Genomic DNA, 12400 nt, shown 5'->3' on the forward strand with positions numbered 1-12400 from the left:
CTTCGAATCGTAGTCGAGAAGGCCTCGGCACGGGCACCGGGGGTCCGCGAGACCTGGCGGACGTCTGGGACACGCTGGTGCCGCACCTTCCGAGCGCCGCCGCGCTCTCCATCCTTAGCGACCCGGAGACCGGCGCGGGTCGCCGGCAGGGAGGCGTTGCTGCTCGGCGAGACGACCGTCGAGCGCGAGGGCCGGGTGTGGGGGCGCTTCGAAACGCTCTCGTCGGTGCCGATGCGCGGGCTCGCGACAAAGGTCCACGACTGGGTCGCGTTCGACGTAGAACTGGTTTACCTGCCCGCGGAGACTCGCGTCGTCGAGTGCGGTCGGGATCACGACGCCTCGGAGTGGTGACTCCCTTCCCTTTACCGACCTGACGCCCCGGCTCCCTCGCGGAGACCGGGGCGTCGTCGCGCTTAGGAGAGGAACGGCTCGATGATCGGCCACCAGTCCGGCGCTGCCGTGAGCAGCAGCACCGCGCCCGCCGCGATTCGCTTACGCCACTTCTTCCAGGTTCGTCCGGAGTTGCCGCCCTCGTCCATTTCTCTTCCTCGCTAAGGATCGCTTTCGGATAGTTCCCGGTGTCTTTGTCACTGGCGAACCTCCAATGCGGTCCATCGCAAGGGCTGTCGGGCGAGAGTGAACCTCGATCGCGAGCCGACAGCAGCTCACGGTGTTTACGTTACACGACGTTCGCGACCACGGTCGGCGTTCGCACCACGACCCGCACCCACGAGCCCTTTAGACGGCCTGACGCCCCACTCCGTGAGGAGGCCACGATCCCGGGCCCACTCGGCCTGCCTGCACATTGCCCCCCCGGCCGACCTGTTCCGCCCGAACGACAAGTCGGGCGCCGACGCCGGCCGGCCCGCCCCCGACCAGGTCCCCGCTACCTCCCCGGACGAGCACAACGAACCAGCCTCGTCTCCGTCGTCGTTCTTGACGCCGGGCGAGCGGGTCGGGTCGGCGGGCGCGGTGGAGCTCGAGGTCCGCGTGCCGGGCTGCGGCAGCGTCGCGCTCGCTGCCCATCAGCAGCTCTCGCTCGGCCCCGCGTACGGCGGCCGCGTCGTCACCGTCTCGGTCGACACCGTCTCGGTCGACGTCGACACCGTGCATGTCAGCCTCGACGGACAGATGCTCAAGACCGTGCCCTCCCGGCTCTCCAACGGTCACCTCGGCGAGCTACGCACCCGCGGCGCCCGTCCCGGCCGGCGATGCGCCCGCAGCGGCGGCGCTGCCTCGCTCGGCCCGTCATGCCGCGCCGGACACCGTCGTCGAGGTCGACCATGTCGTCGGCCGCGACGGTCTCGTTCGGGCCGACAACACCTACTTCAACGTCGGTATCGGCCAAACCGGCACCCTGGTCGTGCTGCGCCTCGACGGCCACCTCGTCCACGCCGTCGCCGGGCGGCTGCTGCTCGCCAGCTGGCCTCAGCCGATCGCCCTCGAGAAGCGCCTCGCCCTGCCCGGTGCCCGCCGTCCCAGCGGACCGCTGCCCGCGCCGACTCCGGCGCGCGCGCCGTGGGCTCGGCGTGTCGTCGGCGCCGACGGGGTCGTCATGGTCGCTCGGCAGCGCCCGCGGATCGGGCGCGCTCACGGCGGCAAGACCATCACCGTGGTCGCCGAGGACAACAGCTTCCGCGTCTGCGACCGTGAGCTCGCCACCTACGCCGGCGATCCCCCCCAAGCCTCTGACCCGCTTCAAGGCCTGATCCCTCTGGTGCACGTCAACGATGTCTTACGACGATCCGTCAACCATGTCTTGAGAACGGACACATCAACCGGGTTCCCATGTTCGTCGGGGCGGCGGTTCAGGGTTCCGGGGCGGGCGCGACGCCGGGCATCCATCCCTCTGCACGTGTCTGAACTCGTCAGCGAGCTGGCTCGGTGGGCCGGGACGGGTCAGCGTCAGGGCAGGGCGGCGTGGACATCCGTAACGGCCGGGGCAAACTGGGCGATCTGGGAACTGGCCACGCGTGCGTGTCACGCGGAAAGTAAAAGCATCGTCTGGCGCAGTGAGAGGAGCTTCGTGCCTAGTGGGCTGATGCCGCTCAATGTAGACGGCAACGAGTTGTGGGTGCAAACGGCGCTGATATCGGGGTCGGAGCCGACCTCTAACCGGTTAGACCGCGCGGGCGAGGCTGTGAATGACGCGTTTGCCCGGGCTCAGGACGCGATCGTAGCCATGGCTAGGGCAACTGTGTCGACTATCGGCAAGTTGGGGGATCGGACGGCGCGGCCACGGCAGGTACAAGTCAAGTTTGGGTTGAAGTTCACCGCAAAGGGTAACGTGATCGTCGCCGAGGCTTCTGGCGAAGCGACGCTGGAAGTGACCCTGATTTACGACGGGGCAGCCGGACCAGTGTGACCGTTGTGGTCGCCCACAGGAGGACTGATACGGCGATGCCCGACCCACGAGTACCTGGCTATCTAGGTAGAGTGCTCGATCAGAACGATGAGCCGATCGGTACGTGTTTTCAAGTTGCTGACCGGATAGTCGCTACTGCGTGGCATGTGATCGCCGACGTGGGCGCCGGTACCGTGGGTTCCGACGTGAACGTCGACGCACTAAATGATGTGCCGCCATCGCTGGAGAGGAGTCGCTCTGAAGAGCGAGATCGACAGGCCATACCAGCCGTGGTTCTAGCAACTGATCCTGAGCACGACCTAGCCCTCTTGCGTCTTGGTGTTGCGCTTCCTCGAATAGCCCCGTCGTTGCAGCCCTCTGACGGGATGGAACTCGCTGCTCAGATCTCCGTGACGGGAGTGGCAGCGGTCGAAGATTATTTCCAATACCGTTTCCTCGACGCATTGGGAAATTGGGCTGGCGGAACGACTAGAAGCGATTCCCTCCAACTCGCCCGAATAACATCGGATGCAGTGATGCGAGGTATGAGTGGCGCCCCGGTGCTGACCTCAACTGGCTCGATCGCGGGGGTCGTGTCGGGTCGTTATAACAGTCAGGACGGATGGCTACGGGACACCGCATGGGTTGCGAGGACCGAGGATCTCGAGCGAATTCTGATCGAGTACGCAGATGTGAGGGTGTCGCGGCGCGAGCCCTCCGAGGTGCGGGGCCCGTCCAACTCTCGATCGAGCTCTCGACCCATCGCCATACAGGACCTCTGGTTCGAGTGGCTGCATGCAGCTCCTCGCAGTGATTATCTTTGCGCTGACATATCGGTACACAACGGAGGTAGCCACGCGGCACTTATTTCGCGGGTGATCATCAATTGCCCCAAGAGTTGTAGGTTTCGTCCGATAGCTCCCCCCGCAGCGGCCAATTTCCCGACTGCGGGGTTCCTAGAATCCAGCTCTAGAACTTTCGCTAGCCTGCCTGGGCCCAGTGAAGAACCGTTTCTCGTTCAGCGAAAGATGTCTCAACTGATCGAGCCAAATGCTTTCGACCGATTCGAACTTGTCGTTGAAGTGCCTAGGCCTGAGGGTAAGTGGACGGCGAACATATACCACTTAGAGTTTGAATTCCTCTATAATGGTGGCGGCCGCGCCGTGTCGAACGGCGTGACCATCTATTTTCCAGCCCCGCCCAGGTGCCCTGACGTCGAGAGCATTGACACTAGCATTAAGAGATTCGTTTCCTCTGTGGCGGCAATCCGTGGAGAATTCGATAGGGTCGGCGTATCGATGGGCCTCGACCCTATCCCGTGGCGCACTCTCGAAACTAATGCTGCGCAAGCAGGGAAGGTCCATAGCACGCTCGGGAGACGCGACATTGTCGGCAAGACTGATGTAGGTAAGAGTAACGGGACAATCACTGAGGCTTTCTGGCGTCCAAGATATGCGGTAGCGAAATTTATAGCTGAGCACGCGGCTCAGTTGGCGAGCCTCGAGGAGATATTGGGGCGGGATGGTGAAGTCGCCAGTCCAGATCGGGATACGCCACGTCCGAGGCTGGAGTCGATCAGCAGGGTGTTGGCATTCCTCCAACAGAAGGAGAGTAAACTCGACGAGTACTTGCGTCCGCTAGCTTAAGGGAGCCGACACGCTCCGACCACCGGTCATGCGAGGGATTGTGACTAGCACGAGGTTGCCGTCGGACCGCAGACTGAGCGTGGTCCCGGGAAGCTTGACAGCCCTGTGGATGCAGAGGCACTCATCCGGCTCTGACTTAATTCTCGTCAATATGATTCTTCGGAATTGGCACACTAAACCAATTGTCGTGACCGCCGTCGAACTGCAATACGGTGAAGTTGTGACGCTATCGGTTAAGCCCGTGTTGCAGGCGGTCGTTTTTATAGATGGAAATGGTCGAAAGTGGAAGCCTTCTAATTGGGTTCCAAGCCTGGCGAAGTATGCATATCATGGCAATCGAACCTCTGCGGGAAGGAGAACCTCTTACTACCTCGAGCCTCATAGCCAGATACCTGTTAGCGTGCTAGTTGAAGCTCCAGCATTCGACACTTCTCAGAGTGTGGCGGGGTGCGCGGCACGAGTGTCAGTGATCTTCGCGGTTCAGAACGGCGATCAACTCTCCGTTGACGTTGGCGGCGTTCTCTTCTGGGCTCCAGAGGAACCTGTAATTGAGGACGCAATGTATGTGCAGAACCGCGTGGTAGCATTTCTTCAGACCGTGAGTTCGATCCGTGGGAAGTACGAGAAGCAACTCCTCGCGCGAGGTCGTCAGGCTCCTGACTGGACCGAGGTTTCGGTTACAGCAGCAGGTAAGATCAAAGGCATTCCGCCTTGGGTTGTTAGCAAGGTCACGCACGTGAAGCCTAGCGGTCGTCCTACTCCGTCCTTCGGGCGACCGCGGGAAGCAGTTAACGCCTTCGTCCGGCTCCATGCTTCTCGAGCTCAGGTGATTGCCCGGCTACTGAATGAGGCTGATGTGTCTTGCGTCCCGACTAATCGACCTCCTGTATTGTGCGCCAGGAGAAGTGGGCAGATTGCCGAAAGGCTAGACGGTATAACTGAAGAAGTGAACCGCCAGCTCGCTCAATACGAGATTGAATAGGCAGCCAGGTTCACGCCCCGCGTAGGCCGCTCGCATTCCTTGCGTTCTCCAGTTCAGCGACGTCGCCGTGGGTAGGTCTTGTTCACGACGTGCATCGGTCCCCCTGGGTAGGGTCCTCACGCAGCGCGCCAAGCCAGGGCCAGCACCGCGTCCCGTCGAACCACCTCGGGGAGCCCTATCCAGGAACCCGTGGGACTACCACTCGCGGCGCCAGTCGGGTCGCCACGCGTTGCGGGGTAGGACGAGGTGGACATGACGCTGTGGACCCGCGAACGCGCAGGCGACACTAGTGACGGTCGGCTCGACGGCTGATTCACCACTGTGCGGCTAGCACCGCCGGACGGTGATCTCGAGCTGACGCGGCGACTTCGAGGAGCTGCTCGAGCTGCCACGCGAGCTCGCGTACAGCGACTTTTCGTCGATCTACAGTTGATCTCGATCCACTAACTGCTTCCCACTCTCGCCTCTTGTGCCAATGGGCCACCTGTGGTGACCGCTGGTGCCCATAAGACTTGACGTACACGCGGTAGGCACGGAACTGCGGAAGAGATGCGCGCAGGAGCGTCAGCCCGGCGTCCGGCTCAGCTCCCGGGCGTCGTACTTCTCGGCGATGTCGTTGGGGATGCGGCCACGGTTAGACAGCTCGAGTCCCTGCTTCTTGGCCCACTCCCTGATGCGCTGGTTCTCCTCACGGCTGCGCTTCGGCGTGCCCGAGGTAGAGGAAGCGGCAGCAGCGGGACGACCAGGGGAGCGCCGGCCACCAGTGCGCCGTGCGGCGGCGACGTAGGGAGCGAGGACGTCACGGAGCTTGCTGGCGTTCTCGTCGCTCAGGTCGATTTCGTACTCGACTCCATCGAGGCCAAAAGGAACCGTGCGGTCCGCTTCGGACTCCCCATCTAGGTCGTCGATGAGGGAGACGACCGTCTTCTGTGCCATGTCGGGAATGCTCCGGGAAAAGCGCTCAAAGTCAAGAAGAACCGCTGAGAGTGCCGGAACTGGGACTGCCGCCCGGTGGGCCACCCCCTGTCGACGCACCGCGGCGACACCGAGTTCGGCGACGCCACCGCGAGGGCTTCACGGTGCCGGTGTGGCCGGTCAGGGTATGCCGGGCCTGGCCGGTGTCCGGGTCCCAAGCGCGGACCGTGCTGTCGGCGCCGGCGGAGGCGAGCCAGGAGCCGTCCGGAGCCTCCGGCGGCCAGGCGCTCCGCCCTCGACCAAGGCACCGACCTCAGGAGACCCGGGAGCTTGCGAGCCGGTGCGGGGGAGGGGTTGTCGGGGCAGGGCCTCACTCACAAGAGTGAAGACGAGGGACCGCGCTGCTCGACCGCCGAGGTGCTGAGTTGCCCGGGAGTCAGGAAATCGTGCAGGACCCGCAGGCCCAGGCAACTGCGCAGAAGGCGGTGCTCTGCTCGAACCGGTCTGAGACCGGCGGCCCAGTGGCGGCCGGCGCCGATGAGCCGGCACCGCTGAGACCCACGCTCAGCCACCGGCCAGGCCGGTGCAACGTCGACGACTTTGCGCGAGATGGTGCGCAGTGCCTCGCCAGGGCAACGACGAGCGTTGGGTGGTGGCGCCCGCGTCCGGGTACCGCGATGCCTTTCGTCGGGATGGAGCCGATAACCGCTGACTACGTCGTCGGCGCCGTCAAGACGTACTGCTCTGCGTCCGGGTGCTGAGAGCTGTGAGGCTAAGAGTCAGGGTAGGGCCAGGGGTTTGGGGCGCACCCGTCGAGACCGAACGTCTGCTGCTGCATTACGGGCGCGGGTGCGTCCGGGGCGGGGCACGAGAGGTGGCCTTTGCCGAGCCAGTGCCCGACTTCGTGGTTGATCACGTAACGGCGGTAGGACGTGAGGTCGTTCGCGTAGTCCGGGGTGCCGTAGGTCCACCGGAAGAGACTGATCACCGCTCGGGACCCGTCCCGGCAGGAGAGCTTGCCGGAGGTCTTGAGGGGCCGGCACAGTCGCTCGCCGGTCTCCGGGGTGGCCAGGACGACCTGCAGCGGCGCCTCGTCCGAGGAGCGGGCGAAGCTCATCGCTCCGTCGCGACCCCAGCCACGCGGATCGTTCAACGTCGTCATGACGAAGTCCGCGAACGCCTCCCCGTCGACGGGTACGCCGCGCTCGATCTCCACTCGCACGGCGCGGACCCGTCCCGGCCCGGGAGCGGGCTCGTTTCCCGGGACAGGGACGAGCTCCCCGGTCCCCACCTCCGGGACGCGGCGGTCGAGGAGACCCGCGAGGCGGTCGGCCGGATCGGGGCCCGGCGTCGGAGAGGTCTCGTGCGGGGCTGGTGGCGCCGCGACGGTCGACCGTCCCGTCTCGGGCGGCGGCCGGTCGACACCACCCGCGAGGGAGAGGGCCGCTGCGAGGGCGGCGGCCCCGACGGCCAGGACGACAGCCCAGCCGATCGGCGTGGAGGCGACAGCGAGAAGGCGTGGCGGTACCCGCACGCACGAAGGATGGCAGCAACGGCCGTCGGGCGCCGACCTCACCGGCGGGGACAGTGATGACGAACGTCAGTCACCCGGTGACACCGAGACACTCTCTCGCCGGCCCCGGCGGACCTAGTAGCGCCGCGGCCATGGTGTCGATCGTCGAGTTCATTGGCTTATGACGTCGGTCCTATCCGCGAAGGAAGCAGCTACGCCCTGTCACGTCTGCCCGGCCCGTGGAGTGGTTCGTGGAGTGGGACGCTGTTGGACGTCGTCGGCGAGCAGGGCGGCGTACGCACGATGCGACTGACCGACCCCGGATGTGGCCGTCGTCAGCGAAGAGTCACCAGCGTGCCGGGTGCTCCACGCCAGCAGCGTGGCACGGTCAACGAGGCCATCACCGCCGCTCGCCGCCGCCGGGCGCCCCGCTCGGCATCTAGCAAACCGTAGGCCCGAAGCGGGACAACCCGCCAGCCATCCCGTGGCACGCCTCGTGGCACGAAACGAAAGCAACCAGCGATGTCGAGGAGCACCGAGTGACGTTCTACGGGGACATTGTTCCTGGTAGAGGCCCTGGAACACGCGGTCGGCCATCTTTGCAAGGCGGGGGTTGAGGGTTCGATTCCCTTCGTCTCCACCCATCCTGACCTGCACTGACGTGTTTCACGGGGAACATCAGTCGTCCTCCTCGCCCTCGTGGGGCACATCTGGGGCACTCACGGCGGCGTCCATCCGGTCGGCGAGGTCGTCGAGCCGGTCCGGGAACAGGTGGCCGTAGAGATCGAGCGTGAGCGTTGCCGTCTTGTGGCCGAGCATCTGCTGGACGACCTTCACGTCCGCGCCCGAGGCGATCGCGAGCGAGGCGGCGGTGTGGCGCAGCTCGTGGGGGTGGAAGCCGGCCGGACCGACGAGCCGCACCGCGGGGTCGAAGGTGTTGCGGCGGAAGTTCCGCCCGCGCAGGACGCCGCCGGCGGGCGCGGTGAAGACGAGGTCGTCGGCGCTCTTGCCCTCCACGAGTGGTTCGAGGTCGGACACGAGGAAGCGCGGCAGCGGGACCGTGCGTCGGGCGTGAGACTTGGGTGCGCCCCACACGAGCCGGCCGCTGACCTCGGTGACCGACTCCGCGACGGCCAGGCGCCGACGCCCGAGGTCGACCCGCCTGACCCGGAGCGCCGCCGCCTCACCCCAGCGAAGCCCCGTGTAGGCCAGCAGCCGCACCAGCGGCGCGTAGTTCTCGCACGCCTTCGCGAGCAGCGCGACCGACGCGTGGTCGAGGTACCGGTGGTCGGGCAGCGCCGGCCGGCGGATGCGGATGCCGGCGGCTGGGTTCTTCGTGATCCGGTCGTCGGTGACCGCCCAGGCCATGACCTGGGAGAAGACGCGGTGCACCTTGTCGACCGAGCTGGGCGAGAGCGTCGCCCCGAGCTGGGTGACCCACTTCTGCACCTCAGCGTGGCGCACCGACGAGAGCCGGGTCGTGGCCCAGCGAGGGACGATGTAGTTCTCGATGGCGCCGCGGTACCGATCGTAGGTCGAGGGCGTCAAATGGCCCTGAGCGGCGAGCCAGTCGCGAGCCCACTCACCGGTGAGTAGCCGGCCCGCGGTCGGGTCGATGTAGGAGCCGGACCGCATGTCGTGCTCGACGGAGGCGGCGTAGCCTTCCGCGTCGGTCTTGCGACGGAAGGCCTTCTTGCGCTGCGAACCGTCGGGATCGCGCGACCGGACGAGCCAGCGCGAGCCGTGCCCGTAGCGCTCCGTGCGCACCAGCCCGTCCGGCGTCTTGAGGTGTCATCGGTCGTCGATGTCGGCCATCAGGCTGCGCCCTTCGGCGATGAGGTCTCTCCGTTGAGCCACGCGTGGAAGCGCTCGCGCGGGATGAGGTACCGCTTGCCCATGCGGATGCTCGGGATGTCGCCGGACCGCACGTACTCGTACGCCTTGCCCCGGGCGATCCCGAGCAGCGAAGCGACGTCGTCGACGCTGTAGGTCAGTGCTTCCAACGTTCAGCCCTCCGCGCCTTCGAGGCCCAGGTGGCCGAGGGCGTTGTGGGCGGCGGTGAGTTGGATGGTGACGACGTCGATGCCAGCCGTGGCGAGGGCGAGCGCGCCGGTCGCTTCAGATCGCGTGGACGCGGGATCGCGGCCGCGGTCGTCGAAGTACCAGCCGGGACCCTGGCTCACGGAACGGCCGATGAAGCCGAAGAGCTGCGGCAGCCGGTGCACGAGCTCGTCGAGGCTGCCCACGAGGCCGTAGGCGTCCGTGGCCGTGACCGTCTCGCCGAACGTCGCGTGGTTTGCCGCGCCGAGTGCCGTGGCTGCCTCCTCGATGCGCAGGCGCAGGATGCGGGCGTTGCCGGTCATTCGGTCTCCTCGGGGACGTCGGTGGCGCGGTCGGTGGCGGCGCCGAGCTGGTGGGCGAACTCGGCGGTGCCGCTGGTGACGGCGGGGCCGAGGGAGGGGAAGGCGGCGAACACCAGCCCGGCGGTGAGCAGCCCGGACACGAGGGCCGGGGCGGTCTTGTGGCTCTTGACCAACAGTGCGGTCACGAGGGCGGCGATGACGATGAGGGCGAAGATGCTCATCAGGCGGCCCTGCCGGTGGTCTCGATGCGCTGGACGTACTCGCGGTAGCCGCCGAGGTAGGGCACCCGTACGCGCGTGAGGGGGCGGCCGGGGCCGGAGACCAGGGCGATGCCCCTGTCGGCGACGGCGTGGGTGCCAGCGTTCTCGCGGGCGTCGTCACCGTGCAGCATCACCAGCGAGTCGGTCGGCACCGAGAACGAGATGCGGAGCCCGAACTGGTCGCGGACGTAGCCGCCGCCCACCGCGGTGGCCTCGAACCGCTGCGCGAGCATCAGCACCCGCAGCCCGTACTTGCCGCCCTCGGCGACCATCGCCTTGACCGCCATGCGGACGCGCTGGCCAAGCGGGTTGGCCTTGCTGGACTGCGCGTCGGCGAGGTCGAGCAGCTGCGGGTACTCCTCCAGCACGCACACGACCACCGGGCAGCCGGGCCCGGTGGTGACCTTGTCCGAGTAGCGATCCATCGACTCCCGCCGTGCCCGCATCGTCCCCACGAGGTATTCGAGGTGGTCGACGTGCGCCGCGATCTCCTCGGGCCCGGAACCGGTGGACTGCCAGTCGCGGTGGACCGTGCCGTCCCAGGGACGACCGAGCAGCAGGTCGGTGTGATCGACGCCGGCCACGAGGACGTCCAGGGCGGCCGCCAGCGAGGACAGCCAGCCGTAGCAAGCCGAGGACTTCCCGGAGCGGGTCATGCCCTGCACGGCGATGTGCACAGCCTCGCCGCCGGGCGCATGCCCGAGCGTGGTCGCGGCCTCGTCCCGACCCAGCAGTAGGAAGTCCTCCGCCGAGCCGAGCGAGACCGAGGGCAGGGCGAAGGTCTCGGCGAGCGGGTCCTGGTCGAGCAGGGTCACCCGGGCGTAGCGCCCTGCCAGCGGCTCGACCCGGAGCCCGGCACCACCCAGGGACTCCGCGAGTCGAGGCCCCTGCTCGGCGATGCCGGCGCAACGCTGACCGGGCATCAGCTCGACGGTGAACGACACCGGCGGCCCGACGGTCACGTGGCGGACGTAGGGGGTGCGGACGAACAGGCCGGTCGGGGTGTCGATCCACTGGCAGACCCGCAAGGCCTCGCAGGGGTCGCGGAACTCCCACCGGACCGCCGCGGCGTAGCGAGAGCACTCCTCCAGGTAGCGCCGCTCCGCCACCCACGCACGGCGGCGATCGAGCAGCCGGCCGAGTCCCGAGCGGCGGCCGGCGTCGCCGTCGCAGACCGGAGAGCGGGGCGCGAGAGCGCCGGAGCCAGCGGCGTCGTGGTTGGTGCTCATCGCATCCTCCCCATGGAACCGCGGCCTCGGGCGTCGTGGTTCTGGAACCGGCCGCCCTTGCCGCGACACATGGCGCAGCGGCCGTAACTCGTCGTCCAGCCCTTGCGACCCCAGGTGCGGCAGGTGGCCTTGCCCGAGCCCTGGCAGCCGGCGCACCAGTGGAAGCCGCCGGCCCGCCAGCCCAAGGCGCGCAGCGGGCGGGGCATTAGGCGGCCCCCCGCTCGATGCAGGCCGGGCACAGCGACCCGTCCACCGCGGGCATGGGGAACAGCAGCGAGCAGGCCGGGCACATTGGTTCGGCGTCGGCGACCGGGTCGGGGACGCCGGCCAGGCGTAGCCGGCGCATGAGCCGGCGCTCGCCAGGGGTGGTGGCGGCCCAGATGCCGTAGTCCTGCGCGGAGTCGAGCGCCCAGGCCAGGCACTCACGCTGCACTGGGCAGTGCCGGCACACCTGCCGGGCAGCGGCCACCTGCTCCTGCACCGCCTGGGCGCCGTCGACGCCCTGAGCGTCATCGGGCGGGAAGAACAGCTCCGGGTCGTGGTCACGGCAGACGCCGCGGGTTTGCCAGCGCATCACGCGGCCTCGCCCTCGGACGAGCGGCGGCCCGGCCGGGCGGGACCAGCCGAGCGGACGGCCTCGGCGGAGAACGAGACGTCCACGCCCTTGCCCTGCCGGGAGGCGCGCACCTTGACCCGCAAGCCCACCAGCTCCACCGGCGAGTACGGCGCGAGCTGGGGGACCTCGTGGGACGCGAACCGGACCCCGAACAGCTCGGGCTTGCCGTCCCGCCCGAGCGGGAGCAGTACGTCCACGACCTGGAACGGCGCACCGGTGGCCGGGTCGGTCTCCGGGTTGGTGCCGGGACGGCGACCGTTGGGGGTGTCCTCCCAACCCATCACCGGGGCGATGTGGCCGGTGGCCACGGCGGTGAACTCGGACCCGTCGAGCGGGCCGGCGAACTCGAACAACGACATGGTCTGTGCTCCCTCTGTTCCGAGCTGATGTATCTGACTAGCTCAGACTGCAACAGTTAGGAGCACGCAGGAACAACTGTTACTACCCGTGTGAGCTGCGGCCGGGGGTTAGTCAGGAAGCAGGTACGAGCTGTACCGTCGTGTTACGCACTGCAACGAGCAGTACGGAGCAG

Annotated in this window: 13 protein-coding genes; 3 read left to right on the plus strand and 10 right to left on the minus strand. The window is 67.2% G+C overall.

Translation table 11 applies throughout. From position 1 onward, the window contains the following. Nucleotides 1-156: 156 nt before the first annotated feature. Nucleotides 157-351, plus strand: coding sequence for a hypothetical protein (locus tag ACQPX6_RS00270; protein ID WP_433784646.1), 195 nt, complete (start codon nucleotides 157-159; stop codon nucleotides 349-351). A gap of 62 nt (nucleotides 352-413) precedes the next feature. On the opposite strand, the gene ACQPX6_RS00275 is transcribed toward ACQPX6_RS00270, so the two are convergent. Beyond that, nucleotides 414-539, minus strand: coding sequence for a hypothetical protein (locus ACQPX6_RS00275; RefSeq protein ID WP_433784647.1), 126 nt, complete (start codon nucleotides 537-539; stop codon nucleotides 414-416). Nucleotides 540-1111: 572 nt separating this feature from the next. Here ACQPX6_RS00275 and ACQPX6_RS00280 point away from each other — a divergent pair. Both ACQPX6_RS00280 and ACQPX6_RS00285 read left to right on the plus strand, forming a co-directional pair. Then, nucleotides 1112-2365: a CU044_2847 family protein gene (locus ACQPX6_RS00280; protein WP_433784648.1), complete on the plus strand. Its 1254-nt coding sequence runs from the start codon at nucleotides 1112-1114 to the stop codon at nucleotides 2363-2365. A gap of 35 nt (nucleotides 2366-2400) precedes the next feature. Then, nucleotides 2401-3990 carry a S1 family peptidase gene (locus tag ACQPX6_RS00285; protein ID WP_433788410.1) on the plus strand — a complete coding sequence of 530 codons (1590 nt, stop codon included), beginning with the start codon at nucleotides 2401-2403 and terminating at the stop codon, nucleotides 3988-3990. Nucleotides 3991-5536: 1546 nt separating this feature from the next. On the opposite strand, the gene ACQPX6_RS00290 is transcribed toward ACQPX6_RS00285, so the two are convergent. The 9 genes from ACQPX6_RS00290 to ACQPX6_RS00330 all read right to left on the minus strand — a co-directional run bounded on the left by ACQPX6_RS00290 (nucleotide 5537) and on the right by ACQPX6_RS00330 (nucleotide 12227). Continuing rightward, complete coding sequence (locus ACQPX6_RS00290) at nucleotides 5537-5908, minus strand: histone-like nucleoid-structuring protein Lsr2 (RefSeq protein WP_433784650.1); 372 nt, start codon at nucleotides 5906-5908, stop codon at nucleotides 5537-5539. A 751-nt stretch (nucleotides 5909-6659) separates the two neighbouring features. Next, nucleotides 6660-7463: a DUF3152 domain-containing protein gene (locus ACQPX6_RS00295; RefSeq protein WP_433784651.1), complete on the minus strand. Its 804-nt coding sequence runs from the start codon at nucleotides 7461-7463 to the stop codon at nucleotides 6660-6662. 615 nt (nucleotides 7464-8078) lie between these two features. Further along, entirely contained in the window at nucleotides 8079-9167 is a 1089-nt protein-coding gene (locus tag ACQPX6_RS00300) for a tyrosine-type recombinase/integrase (RefSeq protein WP_433784652.1), read from the minus strand. Nucleotides 9168-9214: 47 nt separating this feature from the next. Further along, nucleotides 9215-9403: a helix-turn-helix domain-containing protein gene (locus tag ACQPX6_RS00305; RefSeq protein ID WP_433784653.1), complete on the minus strand. Its 189-nt coding sequence runs from the start codon at nucleotides 9401-9403 to the stop codon at nucleotides 9215-9217. 3 nt (nucleotides 9404-9406) lie between these two features. Beyond that, nucleotides 9407-9763: a hypothetical protein gene (locus tag ACQPX6_RS00310; RefSeq protein WP_433784654.1), complete on the minus strand. Its 357-nt coding sequence runs from the start codon at nucleotides 9761-9763 to the stop codon at nucleotides 9407-9409. Further along, on the minus strand, nucleotides 9760-9984 hold the full coding sequence (locus ACQPX6_RS00315; protein WP_433784655.1) for a hypothetical protein: 225 nt from the start codon (nucleotides 9982-9984) through the stop codon (nucleotides 9760-9762). Before ACQPX6_RS00315 ends, ACQPX6_RS00310 begins: the two co-directional genes overlap by 4 nt. Further along, nucleotides 9984-11252, minus strand: a complete 1269-nt coding sequence (locus ACQPX6_RS00320; protein WP_433784656.1) for a hypothetical protein — start codon at nucleotides 11250-11252, stop codon at nucleotides 9984-9986. Before ACQPX6_RS00320 ends, ACQPX6_RS00315 begins: the two co-directional genes overlap by 1 nt. Before the next feature lie 205 nt (nucleotides 11253-11457). Then, complete coding sequence (locus tag ACQPX6_RS00325; RefSeq protein ID WP_433784657.1) at nucleotides 11458-11826, minus strand: WhiB family transcriptional regulator; 369 nt, start codon at nucleotides 11824-11826, stop codon at nucleotides 11458-11460. Further along, nucleotides 11826-12227, minus strand: coding sequence for a hypothetical protein (locus ACQPX6_RS00330; protein WP_433784658.1), 402 nt, complete (start codon nucleotides 12225-12227; stop codon nucleotides 11826-11828). The genes ACQPX6_RS00325 and ACQPX6_RS00330 overlap by 1 nt, the downstream gene beginning before the upstream one ends. Nucleotides 12228-12400 lie beyond the last annotated feature (173 nt).

This window comes from Actinomycetospora sp. CA-101289, assembly GCF_050955895.1.
In the GTDB taxonomy this organism is placed as follows: domain Bacteria; phylum Actinomycetota; class Actinomycetes; order Mycobacteriales; family Pseudonocardiaceae; genus Actinomycetospora.